General features: G+C 55.4%; 16 protein-coding genes. 5 read left to right on the plus strand and 11 right to left on the minus strand.

Annotation, left to right across the window (positions count from 1 at the left end):
• Positions 1–64: 64 nt before the first annotated feature.
• The 6 genes from nuoF to lrhA all read right to left on the minus strand — a co-directional run bounded on the left by nuoF (position 65) and on the right by lrhA (position 6549).
• Positions 65–1405, minus strand: coding sequence for an NADH-quinone oxidoreductase subunit NuoF (gene nuoF / locus QCD69_RS10290; RefSeq protein ID WP_301251979.1), 1341 nt, complete (start codon positions 1403–1405; stop codon positions 65–67).
• A gap of 2 nt (positions 1406–1407) precedes the next feature.
• Entirely contained in the window at positions 1408–1923 is a 516-nt protein-coding gene (gene nuoE, locus QCD69_RS10295; protein WP_253459782.1) for an NADH-quinone oxidoreductase subunit NuoE, read from the minus strand.
• 2 nt (positions 1924–1925) lie between these two features.
• On the minus strand, positions 1926–3725 hold the full coding sequence (gene nuoC / locus QCD69_RS10300) for an NADH-quinone oxidoreductase subunit C/D (protein WP_253459780.1): 1800 nt from the start codon (positions 3723–3725) through the stop codon (positions 1926–1928).
• A gap of 109 nt (positions 3726–3834) precedes the next feature.
• Complete coding sequence (locus tag QCD69_RS10305; protein ID WP_125288254.1) at positions 3835–4509, minus strand: NuoB/complex I 20 kDa subunit family protein; 675 nt, start codon at positions 4507–4509, stop codon at positions 3835–3837.
• A gap of 15 nt (positions 4510–4524) precedes the next feature.
• The gene (locus QCD69_RS10310; RefSeq protein ID WP_253459778.1) at positions 4525–4962 is read right to left on the minus strand and encodes an NADH-quinone oxidoreductase subunit A; all 438 of its coding nucleotides are present in this window, start codon (positions 4960–4962) and stop codon (positions 4525–4527) included.
• A gap of 660 nt (positions 4963–5622) precedes the next feature.
• Positions 5623–6549, minus strand: coding sequence for a transcriptional regulator LrhA (gene lrhA, locus QCD69_RS10315; RefSeq protein WP_125288256.1), 927 nt, complete (start codon positions 6547–6549; stop codon positions 5623–5625).
• 957 nt (positions 6550–7506) lie between these two features.
• Between lrhA and QCD69_RS10320 the strand changes: the two genes are divergently transcribed.
• Positions 7507–8721: a pyridoxal phosphate-dependent aminotransferase gene (locus tag QCD69_RS10320; protein ID WP_301251930.1), complete on the plus strand. Its 1215-nt coding sequence runs from the start codon at positions 7507–7509 to the stop codon at positions 8719–8721.
• A 105-nt stretch (positions 8722–8826) separates the two neighbouring features.
• A complete protein-coding gene (gene yfbR / locus QCD69_RS10325) occupies positions 8827–9423 on the plus strand; it encodes a 5'-deoxynucleotidase (protein WP_253459774.1) in 597 nt (198 codons plus the stop codon).
• Between the two features lie 6 nt (positions 9424–9429).
• On the opposite strand, the gene QCD69_RS10330 is transcribed toward yfbR, so the two are convergent.
• The 4 genes from QCD69_RS10330 to yfbV form a co-directional block, all read right to left on the minus strand.
• Positions 9430–11259, minus strand: a complete 1830-nt coding sequence (locus tag QCD69_RS10330) for an SLC13 family permease (RefSeq protein WP_253459772.1) — start codon at positions 11257–11259, stop codon at positions 9430–9432.
• Positions 11260–11337: 78 nt separating this feature from the next.
• Positions 11338–11997: a sugar phosphatase gene (locus QCD69_RS10335; protein ID WP_301251932.1), complete on the minus strand. Its 660-nt coding sequence runs from the start codon at positions 11995–11997 to the stop codon at positions 11338–11340.
• Between the two features lie 13 nt (positions 11998–12010).
• Positions 12011–12505, minus strand: coding sequence for a YfbU family protein (locus QCD69_RS10340; protein WP_301251980.1), 495 nt, complete (start codon positions 12503–12505; stop codon positions 12011–12013).
• Positions 12506–12645: 140 nt separating this feature from the next.
• Complete coding sequence (gene yfbV / locus QCD69_RS10345) at positions 12646–13098, minus strand: terminus macrodomain insulation protein YfbV (protein WP_253459766.1); 453 nt, start codon at positions 13096–13098, stop codon at positions 12646–12648.
• Between the two features lie 332 nt (positions 13099–13430).
• On the opposite strand from yfbV, the gene ackA reads away from it, so the two are divergent.
• The 3 genes from ackA (at position 13431) to QCD69_RS10360 (ending at position 18189) form a co-directional block, all read left to right on the plus strand.
• Positions 13431–14633, plus strand: a complete 1203-nt coding sequence (gene ackA / locus QCD69_RS10350) for an acetate kinase (RefSeq protein ID WP_253459762.1) — start codon at positions 13431–13433, stop codon at positions 14631–14633.
• Between the two features lie 122 nt (positions 14634–14755).
• Positions 14756–16900, plus strand: a complete 2145-nt coding sequence (gene pta, locus QCD69_RS10355; RefSeq protein WP_253459759.1) for a phosphate acetyltransferase — start codon at positions 14756–14758, stop codon at positions 16898–16900.
• A gap of 290 nt (positions 16901–17190) precedes the next feature.
• Positions 17191–18189, plus strand: coding sequence for an APC family permease (locus QCD69_RS10360; RefSeq protein WP_253459757.1), 999 nt, complete (start codon positions 17191–17193; stop codon positions 18187–18189).
• Between the two features lie 38 nt (positions 18190–18227).
• Here the strand turns inward: QCD69_RS10360 and yfcD are convergent, their stop codons facing one another.
• Positions 18228–18746: an NUDIX hydrolase YfcD gene (gene yfcD, locus QCD69_RS10365; RefSeq protein WP_125288264.1), complete on the minus strand. Its 519-nt coding sequence runs from the start codon at positions 18744–18746 to the stop codon at positions 18228–18230.
• Positions 18747–18758 lie beyond the last annotated feature (12 nt).

Below are 18758 nucleotides of genomic sequence, written 5' to 3' on the forward strand. Positions count from 1 at the left end.
GCTGCCTGGCTACAACGCCAATTAATTTGGTTATTTCGCGCATTTCTTTGTTTGCACGGTATTTTTACCAGCGCGCCTTCAACAGGTTCGCCTGGATACCGGCGATCGTGTGCGCGTTGCTGTAAACCTGCGGCGCCATGCCGGCTTCAAATTCTTCACGGAAATACTTGATGGCGCTCTGCAGCGGCTCTACCGCGCCCGGCGCGTGCGCACAGAAAGTTTTGCCCGGCCCAAGCTGGCGGCAAAGCTGCAGCAGGGTTTCGATATCGCCCGGCTGCCCTTCTTTCCGCTCCAGCGCGCGCAGGATTTTTACGCTCCACGGCAGGCCGTCGCGGCACGGCGTACACCAGCCGCACGACTCGCGAGCAAAAAACTCTTCCAGGTTGCGCACCAGCGATACCATATTGATTTCGTGGTCGACCGCCATCGCCAGCGCGGTGCCCAGACGGCTGCCCGCTTTGCCAATGCTGGCGAACTCCATCGGCAGATCCAGATGCGATTCGGTCAGGAAGTCGGTGCCCGCGCCGCCCGGCTGCCAGGCTTTAAACTTCAGGCCATCGCGCATGCCGCCCGCGTACTCTTCCAGAATTTCGCGCGCCGTGGTGCCGAAAGGCAGCTCCCAGACGCCAGGGTTTTTCACCCGGCCGGAAAAGCCCATCATCTTGGTGCCGGTATCGTCGCTCTTAGAGATGTTCTTGTACCAGTCGACGCCGTTGGCGAGGATTGCCGGCACATTGGACAGCGTTTCCACGTTATTGACGCAGGTCGGCTTGCCCCAGACGCCTGCCGAAGCAGGGAAAGGCGGCTTGGAGCGCGGGTTAGCGCGGCGGCCTTCCAGCGAGTTAATCAGCGCGGTTTCTTCACCGCAGATATAGCGGCCCGCGCCGGTATGCACGATCAGCTCGAAATCAAAGCCGGTGCCCAGAATGTTTTTGCCGAGATAGCCCGCTTCGGTCGCTTCCGCGATGGCGCGACGCAGGTTGACGGCCGCTTCAATATATTCGCCGCGCAGGAAGATATAGCCGCGATACGCTTTCAGCGCGAAGGCGCTAATCAGCATCCCTTCCACCAGCTGGTGCGGCATTTGCTCCATCAGAAGACGGTCTTTATAGGTGCCCGGCTCCATCTCATCGGCGTTACACAGCAGGTAACGAATGTTCATGGATTCGTCTTTCGGCATCAGGCTCCACTTCAGTCCCGTGGAGAAACCTGCGCCGCCGCGCCCTTTCAGGCCGGAATCTTTTACCAGCGCCACGATTTCGTCAGGCGCCATGCCCTTCAGCGCCTTTTCCGCTCCGGCATAGCCGTTTTTGCTGCGATATTCATCGAGGAACACCGCCTGCTTGTCTTCGCGCATACGCCAGGTCAGCGGGTGCGTCTCTGCAGTACGAACAATCTCTTTAATGGTCATTGATACTGCTCCAGTAACGTGACGACGTTTTCCGGCGTGAGATGCACATGCGTGTCCTCATCCACCATCATCGTCGGGCCTTTGTCGCAGTTGCCCAGGCAGCAGGTCGGCAGCAGCGTAAAGCGGCCGTCCGGCGTGGTCTGGCCCGGCTTGATGTTCAGGCTGGCTTCCAGCGCTGCCTGAATACCCTGATAGCCGGTGATATGGCACACCACGCTGTCGCAGTAGCGGATCACATGGCGGCCAACCGGCTGGCGGAAGATCTGGCTGTAAAACGTGGCTACGCCCTCTACGTCGCTGGCCGGAATGCCCAGCACGTCGGCAATGGCTTTGATAGCGCCATCCGGCACCCAGCCACGCTGTTTCTGCACGATTTTCAGCGCTTCAATCGACGCCGCCCGCGCATCTTCGTAATGGTGCTTTTCCTGTTCTATCGCATCATGCTCTGTCGCACTCAGGACGAAAGCATCTGAAGGCTCGATCGTTTCGATCGCAATTCTTTGATCGTGCATAATTAGCGGTCCACGTCTGACATAACAAAATCAATACTGCCGAGGTAAACGATCAGATCGGATACCAGGCTGCCGTTGATGACGGAAGGGATCTGCTGCAGATGCGGGAAGCTAGGCGTGCGCACGCGGGTGCGGTAGCTCATGGTGCTGCCGTCGCTGGTCAGATAGTAGCTGTTGATCCCTTTGGTAGCTTCAATCATCTGGAAAGACTCGTTGGCCGGCATCACCGGACCCCACGAAACCTGCAGGAAGTGGGTGATCAGCGTTTCAATATGCTGCAGCGTGCGCTCTTTCGGCGGCGGCGTGGTCAACGGATGATCGGCTTTAAACGGCCCTTCCGGCATGTTTTTCAGGCACTGTTCCAGGATGCGCATACTCTGCCGCATCTCTTCCATTTTCAGCATAACGCGGGTGTAGGCGCAGCTGATGCCGTCACCAATCGGCACTTCAAAATCAAAGTTTTCGTAGCCGGAGTAAGGACGCCATTTGCGCACGTCGAAGTCCAGACCGGTTGCGCGCAGGCCCGCGCCCGTGGTGCCCCATGCCAGCGCCTCTTCCATGTTGTAGGCGGATACGCCTTTGGCGCGGCCAATCAGCACGGAGTTTTTCAGCGCCGTCTGTTCGTAGGCCTTCAGGCGCTTCGGCATCCAGTCAAGGAATTCGCGCAGCAGACGATCCCAGCCCTTCGGCAGATCGTGCGCCACGCCGCCGATGCGGAACCACGCCGGATGCATACGGAAGCCGGTAATAGCTTCCACCACGTCATAAATTTTCTGGCGGTCGGTAAAGGCAAAGAACACCGGTGACATCGCCCCGACGTCCTGAATAAAAGTAGAAATATAGAGAAGGTGGCTGTTGATACGGAACAGTTCGGAAAGCATCACGCGGATCACGTCAACGCGCTCAGGCACTTTAATGCCCGCCAGCTTTTCTACCGCCAGCACGTAAGGCATCTCGTTTACGCAGCCGCCAAGATATTCAATGCGGTCGGTATAGGGGATATAGCTGTGCCAGGACTGGCGCTCGCCCATCTTCTCCGCGCCACGATGGTGGTAGCCGATATCCGGCACGCAGTCGACAATCTCTTCGCCGTCCAGCTGCAAAATAATGCGGAAAGCACCGTGCGCCGAAGGATGGTTAGGGCCCAGGTTGAGGAACATAAAGTCCTCGTTGGCGGTGCCGCGCTTCATGCCCCACTCTTCCGGTTTGAAGGTCATCGCCTCCATTTCCAGATCTTCTTTCTGCTTGGTCAGCTCGAAGGGATCGAATTCGGTGGCGCGCGCCGGGTAATCTTTACGCAGCGGATGGCCTTCCCAGGTTTGCGGCATCATGATGCGCGTCAGGTGCGGATGGCCGTCAAACGTAATGCCGAACATCTCCCAGGTTTCGCGCTCGTACCAGTTGGCGTTGGCGAAAATTTTGGTGATGGTAGGTACATGCAAATCGTTTTCGGACAGCGCCACCTTGAGCATAATGTCGCGATTGCGCTCAATGGACAGCAGGTGATAGAAAACGGAAAAATCCGCCGCTGGCAGTCCGTCGCGATGCGTGCGCAGGCGTTCGTCCATACCGTGCAGATCGTACAGCATGACATAAGGCTTCGGCAGCTTGCGCAGAAACTCTACAATTTCCAATAATTGTTCGCGTCTTACCCAGACCACCGGAATGCCGGTGCGGGTTGGCTGAACGGTAAAGGCATCTGGCCCAAAACGGTTACGCAATTCGCCGATCACCGGATCATCCAGGTGATCCCGGGTTTGCCATTCTGGCTGAGCGAGATCTTGCGTGGTTAAATCTGTCATAGGTCGTTCACCATGTGGGCCTGTCGACAGGCACTCAGTATTGGCGTCAGAACAGGCCGCCCGCGTATTATTTTTTTCTGCGTGCTGTTTGGGCCTTGTTCATTAACTCTTAAATTTCGTCCGGGGTGCGCAAGTTGGTGACCGCAATGCGTTCGCCCTGCTTCCTTTCACGTTCGGACTGCATGTTGGCTCGATAAACGCCCTGATCGCCGACCACCCAGGAAAGCGGACGACGCTCTTTGCCGATCGATTCCTGGAGCAGCAGCAGAGCCTGCATATAGGCTTCGGGGCGCGGCGGACAGCCGGGAATATAAACGTCAACCGGCAGGAATTTATCCACGCCCTGCACCACGGAATAGATATCGTACATGCCGCCCGAGTTAGCGCAGGCACCCATCGAAATCACCCACTTGGGCTCCAGCATCTGGTCGTAAAGACGCTGAATAACCGGTGCCATTTTGGTGAAAGGCGTACCGGCTACTACCATGAAGTCGGCCTGACGAGGCGAGGCGCGGATAACTTCGGAACCAAATCGCGCCACGTCGTGCACGGAGGTAAAGGAAGTTGTCATCTCTACGTAACAACAGGAAAGGCCGAAGTTAAACGGCCACAGAGAGTTTTTACGTCCCCAGTTCACCATATCGTGCAGAGCATGTTCGAGCTTGCCCATATAAACGCTTTGATGAACGTGCTTTTCCAGCGGGTCGGTGACGATCTCCTGCTTCTGCAGCGGGTAGCGATCGTTATCGCCGTTCGGGTCTGCGCGGGTTAGCGTATAATCCATTGTTATGCCTCGCTTTTACTGCGTGTGACGATGGGAATGCGAAACGGTAGTGGTTTTGGCTACCACACGGCGAGGTGGGGGTGCCCAGTCCAGCGCGCGGATCCGCACCAGATAAACCAGTCCGGCAAGCAGTACCAAAATAAAGATGGTGGCTTCGATAAAGCCGATCCAGCCGCTTTCGCGGATGGCGGTCGACCATGCATACAGATAGAGCGCTTCCACGTCGAAAATGACGAAGAACATGGCGACCAGGTAGAACTTGGCGGACATGCGCATCTTGGCGGTGCCGACCGGCGCGGCGCCGGACTCAAAAGGGGTATTTGTGTATCTTCCGCGTGCTTTTCCGCCCAGAAACCACGCTCCGGCTAACATTGCACAGCACAGACCGATGGAGACGATCAGAAATACGGCAAACGCCCAATGATGAGCGACGACTTCAGTGGTTGTTGACATACACTCTGCTTAACTCAATAAAGGGCGTCAGGGGGCTGCTCTCATGCACGGCAGTTGGCTGAAGCCTCGATTCACGGGAAAAAATAAAAAACCAGATAAACTATGCTGTCTTTGTTGATTAAGCAGCAATTTTATGGGGTTTTTTACTCCTTTATATAACCTTCTGTCAACTTTCATAAAAGTATCCGTAGGTTATTTTACACAAGTAGCATTTATTTAACATTTGATGCGCAAAGATTGCGCTAAATCGTGTCAGTGACCGACCCTGCACTAAAGTGTAGCGGGTATTTCCCTGCACGGATCGCGGTTTTAACACAGGCTATTCTGGCAGGAATTGCCTGCATTTCCTTCCCCTTACAAGGGTTATTTTTTTGATCCAGCACACGGTTTTAGTCTTTATGAGAAAAAAATAGCCAGGCAGAAGTGAGCAAAATCAATTCAATTTGATTTTTAATTTTTTCACGATGCCAGATAAGGTCAACAAACGGCGTTGGCGCTTTTTAAAACACCAGCATAAAAAAGACCAGGAGAAAAACGCGGGAGAAAGGAAATTAAGGCATAAAAAAAGCCCTCCGAAAAACTAACCGTTTCGAAAGGCTTTTTTAGACAGCTCTGCTAACTTTTGTGAATATTAATCAGCATGTTAGAGAAACCGAATTATCACTCGTCTTCATCTGCAAAAGCGGAGCGATCCTGACCCGTAGCGGTCAGATTGTAGGGATCGTTGCTCGACTCCATGGCGTTGAAAATAGCCAGCGCCAGTTCGTTATCGCTTTCCGGATTGCGGCACAGCAGGTATTCCGTATCCGGCAGCATCGGCAACCCTTCGGCTGCACCCATCACGCGGAGTTCCGGGCTCATCATCTCTACCGGACGAGCGGTCACGCCCAGACCCGCTTTAACGGCGGCGCGGACGGCAGCCAGCGTAGAGGCCACATAAGAGATACGCCACGGGATACCCGCTTCGTTAAGGTGATCGATAGCCATATCACGATAAGGGCTTGGCTCGTCCAGCAACACCAGAGGAATTGCTTCTCCGCGCTGGAACACGTAATCGGCCGCACAGTACCAGAGCGTGGGCGAAGTACGCAGGACCTGCCAGGTAAAGTTCATCGGGCTGGAAGTGGTTACCACCAGGTCTACTTCTCCCTGGTTCAGCATTTCCATCATAAATGGATTACGCTTGACGCGAACATCGATAGCCAGCTTCGGATAAACCGAGGTCACGCGGTTGAGCAGGAAAGGCAGAATGGTGTCTGACGTATCGTCAGAAGCGCCGATAGTCAGCACGCCCTGGATATTGCTGTACATCAGCGAGGTGCAGGCTTCATCGTTAAAGCGCAGGATTTTTCTGGCGTAGCCCAGCAGCTGAATACCGTGCTCGGTCAGCAGCTTATTACGGCCATGCCGGGCGAACAGCTCTTTCCCTACCAGCTGCTCCAGACGCTGCATCTGCTGGCTGACAGCAGACTGCGTACGGCATACTGCCGCCGCGGCAGCGGCAAAAGTATTCAGATCGGCGACGGCCACAAACGTTCTGAGCAGATCGAGATCGAGATTAAGAATTGGACGATTTGCACTGGTCATGTTTTCTTCACTTTTATAAGATTTTTAAGATACTACTATCCTGGTGTTATTATCTGCTTTATCAATAAGATAGAGAGACAACCGTAGGCAATGCGACCCGTTGGCTCGTCATTGCCTTAATCACAAACGCGTTATCCCAGCGGCCCAATATGCCCGACTGATGCCGTTGCAAGGCCGCTGACAGATTTATACGTTTGGTACTTCAGCGTGCGTCAGGTTACCTGCCGCCACACCCTGTTACCGTCCAGCCGCCCGCTGGATTAGCCCGGCGCTGTTAGTGTAAGACAACCATAAAAAATCAAACAGCCAGAACACTGTAGTCACAGTGGAATAATAATAAACAAAGCTTAACATTATTGGCGATAAAACGCGCTAAATATTGTTCCGGAAACAGGCTCGTCATACGTCCTTTTTCCTGAAGGATATCCTGACATACTGTCGATTACTTTTTAAGCCCAAATCCGATTATTCTTATCAGTAAAATAATTTTTTATTGTGGATCGCACCTTCTGCTCGCTTTGCACCATAAAAATTTATCAATTAGTAACAATATATCAGCAACGACTGCTCTCCCGTTAAGGTTCTGTCGCTTTTTGTCACCGTCGCCTGTTGCTGCGGTGATGGGCAACCACTGACCAGCCAGTTAAGCAAAGCTGAATAGTTTCATGCGGTGTCAATGCATCTTATTTTACCTAATCGTTACAAAAATGGCCTTCTTGCTTGCAAAAAAACGGGCTTTTTTACACGCGCCTGCACCCAATGCAGGCGTAAGTTTTATTAAACCTTCTCCAGGAAAAAGCGTCGAACCTGAACGGGCTTTGCTGCTGTGCCGTTCAGACAACGCGCAGGCGCGCCGGGCAAACCCGCTATCGGGCTTCAAAAGCGCTGGCGAGAGGAGTACATTGTGCGGGTTTACTTTTCCACGGCAGGAATGCGGCTCAGCCAAAGGCGAATGAAATGACCCCAATTGATAAATCCAGCAAGCTCGATAACGTTTGTTATGACATCCGAGGCCCGGTATTAAAAGAAGCCAGACGCCTTGAAGAAGAAGGCAATAAAGTCCTCAAGCTCAATATTGGCAATCCTGCGCCTTTTGGTTTTGAAGCCCCTGACGAAATCCTGGTCGATGTTATTCGCAACCTGCCGAGCGCGCAGGGTTACTGCGACTCTAAAGGTCTCTATTCGGCGCGTAAAGCTATCGTGCAGCACTATCAGGCTCGCGGCCTGCGCGAAATCACCGTCGAGGACGTTTATATCGGCAACGGCGTTTCCGAACTGATCGTGCAATCGATGCAGGCATTGCTGAACAGCGGCGATGAGATGCTGGTGCCGGCGCCCGATTATCCGCTATGGACGGCCGCCGTTTCGCTTTCCAGCGGTAAAGCGGTGCACTACCTTTGTGACGAGTCGGCTGGCTGGTTCCCGGACCTGGACGACATTCGCAGTAAAATCACTCCGCGCACGCGCGGTATCGTGATTATTAACCCAAATAACCCAACCGGCGCAGTTTACAGCAAGGAGCTGCTGCTGGAAGTCGTGGAGCTGGCCAGACAGCATAATTTGATCATTTTCGCCGATGAAATCTACGACAAAATCCTTTATGACGCCGCTCAGCACCACTCTATCGCCGCGCTGGCGCCGGATCTGTTAACCATTACCTTTAACGGTCTGTCAAAAACCTACCGCGTGGCGGGGTTCCGCCAGGGCTGGATGGTGCTGAACGGGCCGAAAAAACATGCCAAAGGCTACATTGAAGGGCTGGAAATGCTGGCCTCAATGCGCCTGTGCGCTAACGTGCCTGCGCAGCACGCCATTCAGACCGCGCTGGGCGGCTACCAGAGCATCAGCGAGTTTATCGTGCCGGGCGGCAGGCTGTATGAACAGCGCCAGCGCGCCTGGGGACTGATCAACGATATTCCGGGCGTCAGCTGCGTCAAGCCGGACGGCGCGCTTTATATGTTCCCGAAAATCGATGCCAAAAAATTCAATCTCCATGACGATCAGAAAATGGTGCTGGATTTCCTGCTGCAGGAAAAAGTGCTGCTGGTGCAGGGCAGCGCCTTTAACTGGCCATGGCCGGATCATGTGCGCATCGTTACCCTTCCCCACGTAAACGATCTTGAAATGGCTATCAGCAAGTTCGGCCGTTTCCTGGAAGGCTATCGCCAGTAGTCTGATACCGAACCGGATCGGCCAATATCGCTGCATTCTGTAAACTACCGTGATGCCAGAGCGGAATACTTACCGCTCTGGTCTTCAGGCACAGGAAACCGTCCGATGAATCAAAGTCATTTTTTCGCCCATCTCTCCCGTCTTAAACTCATCAACCGCTGGCCGCTAATGCGCAACGTGCGCACGGAAAACGTTTCCGAACACAGCCTGCAGGTGGCGATGGTGGCCCATGCACTGGCAGTGATTAAAAATAAAAAATTCAACGGCAACCTTAACGCGGAACGGATCGCGCTGATGGCGATGTACCACGACGCCAGCGAAGTCCTGACGGGCGATTTGCCAACGCCGGTAAAGTATTACAACGCGCAGATCGCCAACGAATATAAGAAGATTGAAAAGATAGCGCAGCAGAAGCTGGTCGAGATGCTGCCCGACGAGCTGCAGGATGCCTGGCGACCGCTGCTGGACGAGCAGCAGCGCAGCGAAGACGAGACGGCTATCGTCAAGCAGGCTGATGCGCTCTGCGCCTACCTGAAATGTCTGGAAGAGCTGGCCGCCGGTAACCATGAGTTTCAGCTGGCGAAAGCCCGGCTGGAAAAGACCCTGACTCAACGGCGCAGCCCGGAAATGGACTATTTTGTAGAGGTCTTCGTGCCGAGCTTCAGCCTGTCGCTGGATGAAATCAGCCAGCAATCGCTGTAGCCGCGATTAAAACGGGAAGAGCAGCGGCACCAGCAGCACGCTGACCACCATAATCAGCAGCGTAAAAGGCACGCCCGTTTTGACAAAATCGCTGAAGCGATAGCCGCCCGGCCCCAGCACCAGCGTGTTGACCGGACTGGAAACCGGCGTCATAAAGGCGCTGGAAGCCGCTACCGCGACAATCATGGCGAAAGGATAAGGCGAAACGCCCATTTGATGCGCTGCGGCGACGCCAACCGGCGCCATCAGCACCGCCGTGGCGGTATTAGAGATAAACAGACCGATAGTCGCGCACAGAACGAACAGGCAGGTCAGCATGACGTGCGGCGTATAGCCGCCGGCCAGATCCATCAATCCGTCGACAATCAGCGTTATTCCCCCGGTTTTTTGCAGCGCCAGCGCAAACGGCATCATGCCCACAATTAAAATAATGCTCGGCCAGTGGATCGCCCGGTAGGCGCTTTCCATATCGATGCAGCGAAATTTACCCATCAGCAAACAGGCAATGAGCGCCGCTATGGGATTGGGGATTTCATTGGTGAGCATCATGGCAACCATCAGCGCCAGGCAAAAAATGGCGTGCGGCGCCTGGCTGCTGGCGGGCGCGACGTCTTTAACCTCAGCAGGCAGGCTGAGCAGCAGCACGTCCCGCTTTTGTAGCTGCAGCTGAGTGATTTTTTTCCAGTCGCCGATCACCAGCAAACAGTCCCCCAGCTCCAGCGGCAGATCGCTCAGTAAGCCTTCCAGTACCTCGCCGCGACGGCGGATGCCGATCACGCTCACGCCGTAACGCGTACGGAACGAGCTTTCCCGCAGCGTTTTGCCCTGGAGTTCGGAATCGGGAAAAATCAGCACTTCCGCCATGCCGACATCCTGCGCCCGATCGGAAAAGTATTCGCCGCGCAGGATCATCGGTTCCAGCCGGTATTCGCTGCAAAATTCGCGGATATCGATATCGGCGGCGGACATATCGATCAGCAGCACGTCGCGGGCGCGAAACTGCGTCATGCCGGTCACCGGCACCATCACCCGCCGGAATTTGCGCCAGCGCTCCAGCCCAACCACGTTAATGCCGTAGCGCTCGCGCAACCGTAAATCGTCCAGCGGCTCGCCAATCAGCGGCGAACCGGGGTGCACGGCCAGGCGGCGCGCTCTGCCGCTCAGCCTGTAATCCCTGATCAGATCGCGGAAAGTACGTTCCTGTCCTTTTCTGGCCTGTTTGTTTTCCGCCGCGCCCAGCCAGAAACGCGCGACAAGCATATAGCCGATGCCCAGCAGCAGCGCGACCAGCCCGATCGGCGTGACGTCGAAGAAGCCGAAACCCGCCAGCCCTTCCCGCACCAGCTCGCTGTTGATCACCAGATTGGGCGCCGTCGCGACCAGCGTCAGCATGCCGCTGATCAGCCCCGCGAAGCTCAGTGGCATCATCAGCCTGCCCGGCGAACGGTTCATCTTCGCCGAGACGCTCATCACCACCGGGATAAAAATCGCCACCACGCCGGTAGAGCTCATAAACGCGCCCAGACCGGCTACGGTCAGCATCAGCAAAGCCAGCATTTTCGCTTCGCTGCTGCCCGCCATTTTCATCAGCCAGTCGCCCATTCTCAGCGCCACGCCGGTACGAACCAGCCCTTCACCGATCACAAACAGCGCCGCGATCAGCAGCACGTTAGCGTCGCTAAAGCCCATCGTGGCTTCCTGCAAGGTCAGCGTGCCGCTAAGCACAAAGGCGATAATCACCAGCAGCGCCACAACATCCATACGCACCTTGCCGCTGACAAACAGCGCGATCGCCATTGCCAGCAGGCTCAGCACCCAGATAAGCTCGTTATTCACATCCGCTTCCCGCTTATGAGCAAAACTGTCGGGAGGATGCCATAAAAAAGCCCCGCGGATGCGGGGCTAAATCATAAGTTAGTGCTTTCGATGCACGTCGATGGTGCCGTCACCGTTTTTATTGATGATCAGCTCCTCCAGCGAGCTGAGCTGCATGGCGACCTCTTCCAGACGAGGTGAACCGGCAGGGGCGTTGACGGCAATCACATGGCTGCCCGCCGCGAGGCCGGAAAGGATACCCGCAGCGGCGTCTTCCACTACCACGCACTCTTCTGGCTCCAGCTCCAGCAGCTGGGCGCCCAGTAAATAGGCATCCGGTGCCGGCTTACCGTTTTGCACGCGTTCAGCGGTGACGAATACCTCCGGTTCCGGCAGGCCAGCCGCCTTACGCCGGGCAGAAGCAACGGGAACAGAGCCGGACGTAACGATAGCCCACGGAATATGCAGCTCGTTAAGCGTGGCGAGCAGTTCCTGCGCGCCCGGTAAAGCTACGATGCCGTCGGTATCTTCCGCTTCGATTTTTTCCAGCGCCAGAAACTCCTGCTGGATGGCCTCTTCAGACGCGCCGGCCATAAAATGACGCAGTGAGGTGATAGCCTGCTTGCCGTGGATAAAATTCAGCACCTCATCCGCTGCGATGTTGTGCCGCGAGGCCCAGTTTACCCAGGCGCGTTCGACTACCGGGAGAGAGTCCACCAGCGTGCCGTCCAAATCAAACAGAAAACCTTTACACTTCACTACATGTTCCTTCTCAGGCGTTGATGATTTGCGCGATCTCGTTCGCGCTCAGATGATACTGCCTTGGGCAAGTGTGCCATACGGCCAGCATCCGTTGATACTTTTCCCACATCGGCGTCTGGGCGTTAAAGCCGTGGCTGCCCGCATCAAACTGAGTATAGCGGCCTTCAATCTGTACCATAAACCGCACGTAGCCAAGGAATCGCGCCTCGGTAGCGGCGTCGAAGCCTAAAAACTGCAGGCGACGCGCTTCGATTTCGCCGGGATCTTTCAGATTTGTCCAGGACACATGCAGCGCGTGGTGCATCTCCATAATATCAATCAGCGTACGGCAGACGGATTCCGGCAGCTCGCCGAATTCGCGATCCAGCTCGCGCATTTGCAGGCCATAGCCGCGTTCGACGATCGTTTGCAGACGACGATAGCGCTCAAGATTATCGGGATCCAACAGGCTCATCAGCTTGTACTGGTTAGAAAGGATTAAACGCTGCGCATGGCTCATTTCCATCATCAACTCCTGGTGTCACGGTGGACAAAATGAAAGGATGGCGCAAGGATCGCATAACGCGCTGTGGCGAGGCACAGCAAACCGCTACTTCTTTGATGCAGGGCAGTTTTTCGCCGCCGCAGCGGCGAAAACCGTAGAACTCAGAGATCGTCGAGGAAAGTTTTGTCCAGCTGACCGAAAGCGCGCTTCAGCACGTCGGCGAGAGCCTGGTAAGTAGGTTTGCCTTCAACAGGCGCCAGCGCCTGGCCAGCGGCCTGAAGTTTTTCGCGCACTTCGTGAAACCAGCTAAGCAGCGTGGGCGGCAGCGGCGTGGCGGAACGTTTGCCCAGCCACCACAGGCCCTGCATCGGCAGGCTACAGGCGAACAGCGCGGTGGCGACGGCAGGCCCAAGCTGGCCCCCCAACGCGATCTGCCAGGTCATGGCGAAGACGGCCAGCGGCGGCATAAAACGGATGCCGAATCGCGTCGCCGTGGTAACTCTGTTTTCCGGAAACAGAGGCGCAAGACGCTTGTCGGCTGGCCACGTCTTCATATAATGCTGCCCGTTCTGAAACAGCTTGACCCAACCGACAGTGCCGGATTCATTTGCCATGGTTGACCTCAACTTCACGGATAAAAATTAAACAAAAAATACCACGTAACAACTTTACCTTACAGCCTTCAAAAAATTTTGTCTTTACAAGGCACTCTGGTTATCCTGTGCGCGATTGTTGAATGGCTGTTACATGCTTGCTGCGATTCTGCTGAGCTCACACGGACCGGCCCGCACAAATTCAAAAAATCTTTGGGTTTTTATGAAATTTTTTTGCTTTCGGACAAATTATGCCGACAGCATGATGTTCATCATAATGTACCAGCTTTCATGCGCTACGCTGATAGTCTGATTGAGTTTTTTTTCGCCACCCTCAACCAATAGGACCTACCATGTCGAGTAAGTTAGTTCTGGTTTTGAACTGCGGTAGCTCTTCGTTAAAATTCGCCATTCTTGATCCCGCAAACGGCGACGAATATCTTTCCGGTTTAGCCGAATGTTTCCACCTGCCCGAAGCGCGCATCAAGTGGAAACTGGAAGGCGAAAAACAGGAAGCGGCCCTGGGCGCTGGCGCAGCTCACAGTGAAGCTCTTAACTTTATCGTTAAAACTATTCTGGCACAAAAACCAGCGCTGTCTGCACAAATTACTGCAATAGGTCACCGTATCGTGCACGGCGGCGAAAAGCTGACCCAGTCCGTGGTGATTGACCAGGACGTTGTTCAGGGTATTAAAGACGCCTCTTCTTTTGCGCCGTTGCATAATCCGGCGCACCTGATCGGTATCGATGAAGCGATGAAAAACTTTCCGCATCTTTCCGATAAAAACGTGGCGGTGTTCGATACCGCGTTTCATCAGAGCATGCCGGAAGAGTCTTACCTGTATGCCCTGCCTTATCATTTATATAAGGAACACGGCGTGCGCCGCTACGGCGCTCACGGTACCAGCCACTACTACGTCACGCACGAAGCGGCCAAAGCGCTTAACAAGCCGCTGCATGAACTGAACATCATTACCTGTCATCTGGGCAACGGCGGTTCCGTCAGCGCAATTCGTAACGGCGAGTGCGTGGACACCTCTATGGGCCTGACGCCGCTGGAAGGCCTGGTCATGGGCACCCGCTCCGGCGATATCGATCCGGCGATTGTGTTTTTCCTGCACGACACGCTGGGGATGAGCGTTGACGCCATCAACAAAATGCTGACCAAAGAGTCCGGGCTGCTTGGCCTGACCGGCGTGACCAGCGACTGCCGCTACGTGGAAGAGAACTACACCACCAAAGAAGATGCTAAGCGCGCGATGGACGTTTATTGCCATCGCCTTGCCAAATACATCGGTTCCTATACGGCGCTGATGGAAGGCCGGCTGGACGCGGTTATCTTTACTGGCGGCATTGGCGAAAACGCCGCAATGGTGCGCGAGCTGACGCTGAAAAAACTGGCGCTGCTCGGTTTTGAACCCGATCATGAGCGTAATCTGGCCGCTCGCTTCGGCAAAGCGGGTTTTATCAATAAAGAAGGCACCCGACCTGCTATTGTCATCCCGACTAACGAAGAGCTGGTGATTGCGCAGGACGCCAGCCGCTTAACCGCTTAAGTGCACACCGTCAGCTCAGGCTGACGGTGCTGTTTCAGACATCAGGAAACCCACCGCCGCTGTTTTTCCGGCAGTTATCGCTAAAGCATCGGCATAACGGGTCTAATTATGAGAGGTTTACCTTGTCTCGTACCATAATGCTCATCCCTACCGGCACCAGCGTCGGTCTTACCAGCGTCAGCCTTGGCGTTATCCGCGCGATGGAGCGTAAAGGCGTCCGTCTCAGCGTGTTTAAACCTATCGCCCAGCCGCGTACCGGCGGCGATTCGCTTGACCAGACCACGCTGATTATCCGTAAAAACTCCGCGATTCCGGCAGCCGAACCGCTGCAGATGAGCCGCGTGGAATCGCTGCTCGGCGCTAATCAGCAGGACGTGCTGATGGAAGAGATCATCGCGCGCTACCACGAGAACACCAAAGATGCAGAAGTGGTGCTGGTGGAAGGCCTGGTGCCGACGCGCAAGCATCAGTTCGCTACGGCGCTGAACTATGAGATCGCCAAAACGCTGAACGCGGAGATCGTTTTTGTGATGTCGCCCGGCAACGATTCGCCGGAAGCGCTACAGGAGCGTATCAAGCTGACGCGCAGCAGTTTCGGCGGCAGCAAAAATAAAAACATCACGGGCGTGATCGTTAATAAGCTGAACGCGCCTGTTGATGAACAGGGCCGTACCCGTCCCGACCTTTCCGAAATTTTTGATGACTCCACCAAGGCCAGCATTGCCAATATCGATCCGCAGCAGCTGGCCGTCAACAGTCCGCTGCCGGTGCTGGGCTGCGTGCCGTGGAGCTTCGATCTGATAGCTACCCGCGCTATCGATATGTGCCACCATCTTAATGCGCAGATTATTAACGAAGGCGATATTGCCACGCGCCGCGTGAAGTCGGTGACGTTCTGCGCCCGCAGCCTGCCGCATATGCTGGAGCATTTTCGTCCCGGCTCGCTGCTGGTGACCTCCGCCGACCGTCCTGACGTGCTGGTGGCTGCCTGCCTGGCGGCAATGAACGGCGTGGAGATCGGCGCTATCCTGCTGACCGGCGGCTATCAGATCGATGCGCCTATCCAGCGCCTGTGCGAACGCGCCTTCGCGACCGGCCTGCCGGTGTTTATGGTGAAAACCAATACCTGGCAGACCTCGCTGAGCCTGCAAAGCTTTAACCTGGAAGTGCCCAGCGACGATACCCAACGCGTTGAGCGGGTGCAGGAATACGTGGCCAGCCATATCAGCGCCGACTGGATTGACTCGCTGACCGCCGCCTCCGAGCGCAGCCGCCGCCTGTCGCCGCCGGCCTTCCGCTATCAGCTGACCGAGCTGGCCCGCCATGCCCGCAAGCGCATCGTTCTGCCGGAAGGCGACGAGCCGCGTACCGTTAAAGCGGCCGCTATCTGTGCCGAACGCGGCATCGCTACCTGCGTGCTGCTGGGCAATCCGGATGAGATCCAGCGCGTAGCCGCCGCCCAGGGCGTCGAGCTGGGCAAAGGCATCGAAATCGTCGATCCACAGCAGGTGCGGGAAAACTATGTGCCTCGCCTGGTGGAGCTGCGTAAAAACAAAGGCATGACCGAGGTTGTGGCGCAGGAGCAGCTGGAAGACAACGTGATGCTGGGCACCATGATGCTGGAAAGCAGCGAAGTGGACGGTCTGGTTTCCGGCGCGGTGCACACCACGGCCAACACCATTCGTCCGCCGTTACAGCTGATTAAAACCGCGCCGGGCAGTTCGCTGGTCTCTTCGGTGTTCTTTATGCTGCTGCCGGAGCAGGTGCTGGTGTATGGCGACTGCGCCATCAATCCGGATCCGAATCCGGAGCAGCTGGCTGAAATCGCCATCCAGTCCGCCGATTCCGCTACCGCTTTCGGCATTGAGCCGCGCGTGGCGATGATCTCCTACTCGACCGGCAACTCCGGCGCGGGCAGCGACGTGGAAAAAGTGCGCGAGGCTACGCGCATCGCCAAAGAGAAACGCCCGGATCTGGTGATCGACGGCCCGTTGCAGTACGACGCTGCGATTATGGCCGACGTCGCCAAATCCAAAGCGCCGGATTCACCGGTCGCCGGTCGCGCCACCGTGTTTATCTTCCCGGATCTGAATACCGGTAACACCACCTATAAAGCCGTACAGCGCTCTGCCGATCTTATTTCCATCGGGCCGATGCTGCAGGGTATGCGCAAGCCGGTTAACGATCTGTCGCGCGGCGCGTTAGTAGACGATATTGTTTATACTATCGCCCTGACCGCCATTCAGGCGAAACAGGCCGAAGGTTAATACGCACTTTAAATTGAAGCGGATCGAAAGGTCCGCTTTTTTTTTGCGGAAATAAAAAAGTCATCCTGGCGGAATAACATTACCCCCGGTATTTGCGCCCGTCCTGGAACATTCATTTTTACGCAAAGAAAAAACACACAACTCTCTGATATAAAAAATAAAAATTCTGAATAAAATTATTCCTGGTAGAATCCAGGTTCCGGTGCCAGGCTTATCATGGCAAGAGACAGAGTCTTTTTGATAATAATGTCTTCAGGAACAACACCTATATCAGGCAAGGGAGTTCTCTCATGAGCGATCACCAAGTTCATCCGGTTTACAATGAAGTAAATAGCGGCATTCCGCTAAAGCGTATTTCATGGAGCGCTATTTTCGCAGGCGTGATCCTTTCCGTGGTTATTTATTTGCTGCTAACCATTCTGGGTACGGCAATTGGCGCGACCACGATCGATCCGTTAAAAGAACAAAATCCGCTTGAAGGCCTGGGCACGGGCGCCACTATCTGGACAGGGCTGAGCATGCTGATCTCTGTCGGTGCGGGCGCCTATATCACCGGCCGCCTGGCACAGCGTGAAGGCGCGCTGCACGGATTACTGATGTGGGCCGTGAACACGCTGGTTTGCGTGTGGCTGTTCGCTATTGTGCTTAGCAGCGCCGTTAGCGGTACTGCCAGCGTGATCGGCTCCGGCTTCAACATGCTGGGCAACGGTATTTCCAGCGTAGCGCCTTCTGTAGGCCAGAACATTAAGCAGAAACTGCAGGAAAACAATATTGACCTGAACAATCTGCAAAACGAGCTGGAAACCACGCTGCGTCAGACCGGCAAGCCAGAATTGCAGCCGGAAAAACTGCAGCAGGACGCTAATAAAGAAGCCGATACCGCGCAAAATCAGGCTGAGGACACTGCCAAAGATCAGCAGAATGCCGATACCGATTTAGCCAGCTGGTTCTCAGGCGTCGTGCAGCGTAACCAGGCTACCCTTCAGGCTGCCGACGTTGACGCGCTGAAAAACATCGTTAAAGCCCGTACTGGTAAGAGCGATCAGGAAGTCGATCAGATCGTTGCTCAGACGCAACAGAGCTACGAGCAGGCTTACCAGAAATATCAGGAACTGAAAAAACAAGCGGAGCAGAAAGCCCGTGAAGCCGGTGAGCAAGCCGCCGCCGCTACGGCAAAAGCCAGCTGGATCGCCCTGATCACGCTGCTGGTGGAAGCCGCGATCGCAGGTTGGATGGGTATGCTGGGTCGTAAAACACAGCCCCGCCTGGCCGTACGCGAAACTCGCTAATCACCAGTGCTAAAAAGGCCGCTTATGCGGCCTTTTTTTTAGCGATTCTGCTCGCCGTTGCGGCTCAGCCACAGCGACAGCGCTTTCAGCGAATCATCCGTAAACTCGTCGCAGCGGCCAGTGATCTCTTCCGGCGTCATCCAGAATATCTCTTCGACCTCTTCTTCCTGCATCGCGAACGGGCCGTGAGACACGCAGCTAAACAGGCCTCCCCACACGCGACAGTGCTGGTCTTCATAATAGAACAGACCATGCTCCGCAAAAGGTACAGCGGCAATGCCCAGCTCTTCTTCTGCTTCCCGACGCGCCGACTCCAGCATCTCTTCGCCGCTTTGTACTACGCCGCCAGCGGTTGCATCCAGCATTCCCGGCATAAAGTCTTTGTTCTGCGTCCGGCGCTGCACCAGGATCTTGCCTGCGCCGTTATGCACCACGATATAGGTGGCGCGATGACGTAAACATTGCGCCCGCATCTGCGCCCGGCTGGACTTCGCGATTACCTCGTTATCTTCGTTAACGATATCCACCCACTCCGTGCCGCTGTCTTGCTCCACCATCCCCAACCCTTA

This window comes from Erwinia sp. PsM31 (assembly GCF_030433775.1).
GTDB classification, from domain to species: Bacteria; Pseudomonadota; Gammaproteobacteria; order Enterobacterales; family Enterobacteriaceae; genus Erwinia; species Erwinia aeris.

Coding starts and splice junctions, on each gene's coding strand:
- nuoE (WP_253459782.1), bottom strand. CDS start 1,923: ATGCACGATCAAAGAATTGCGATCGAAACGATCGAGCCTTCAGATGCT.
- nuoC (WP_253459780.1), bottom strand. CDS start 3,725: ATGACAGATTTAACCACGCAAGATCTCGCTCAGCCAGAATGGCAAACC.
- QCD69_RS10305 (WP_125288254.1), bottom strand. CDS start 4,509: ATGGATTATACGCTAACCCGCGCAGACCCGAACGGCGATAACGATCGC.
- QCD69_RS10310 (WP_253459778.1), bottom strand. CDS start 4,962: ATGTCAACAACCACTGAAGTCGTCGCTCATCATTGGGCGTTTGCCGTA.
- lrhA (WP_125288256.1), bottom strand. CDS start 6,549: ATGACCAGTGCAAATCGTCCAATTCTTAATCTCGATCTCGATCTGCTC.
- QCD69_RS10320 (WP_301251930.1), top strand. CDS start 7,507: ATGACCCCAATTGATAAATCCAGCAAGCTCGATAACGTTTGTTATGAC.
- yfbR (WP_253459774.1), top strand. CDS start 8,827: ATGAATCAAAGTCATTTTTTCGCCCATCTCTCCCGTCTTAAACTCATC.
- QCD69_RS10340 (WP_301251980.1), bottom strand. CDS start 12,505: ATGGAAATGAGCCATGCGCAGCGTTTAATCCTTTCTAACCAGTACAAG.
- yfbV (WP_253459766.1), bottom strand. CDS start 13,098: ATGGCAAATGAATCCGGCACTGTCGGTTGGGTCAAGCTGTTTCAGAAC.
- ackA (WP_253459762.1), top strand. CDS start 13,431: ATGTCGAGTAAGTTAGTTCTGGTTTTGAACTGCGGTAGCTCTTCGTTA.
- QCD69_RS10360 (WP_253459757.1), top strand. CDS start 17,191: ATGAGCGATCACCAAGTTCATCCGGTTTACAATGAAGTAAATAGCGGC.
- yfcD (WP_125288264.1), bottom strand. CDS start 18,746: ATGGTGGAGCAAGACAGCGGCACGGAGTGGGTGGATATCGTTAACGAA.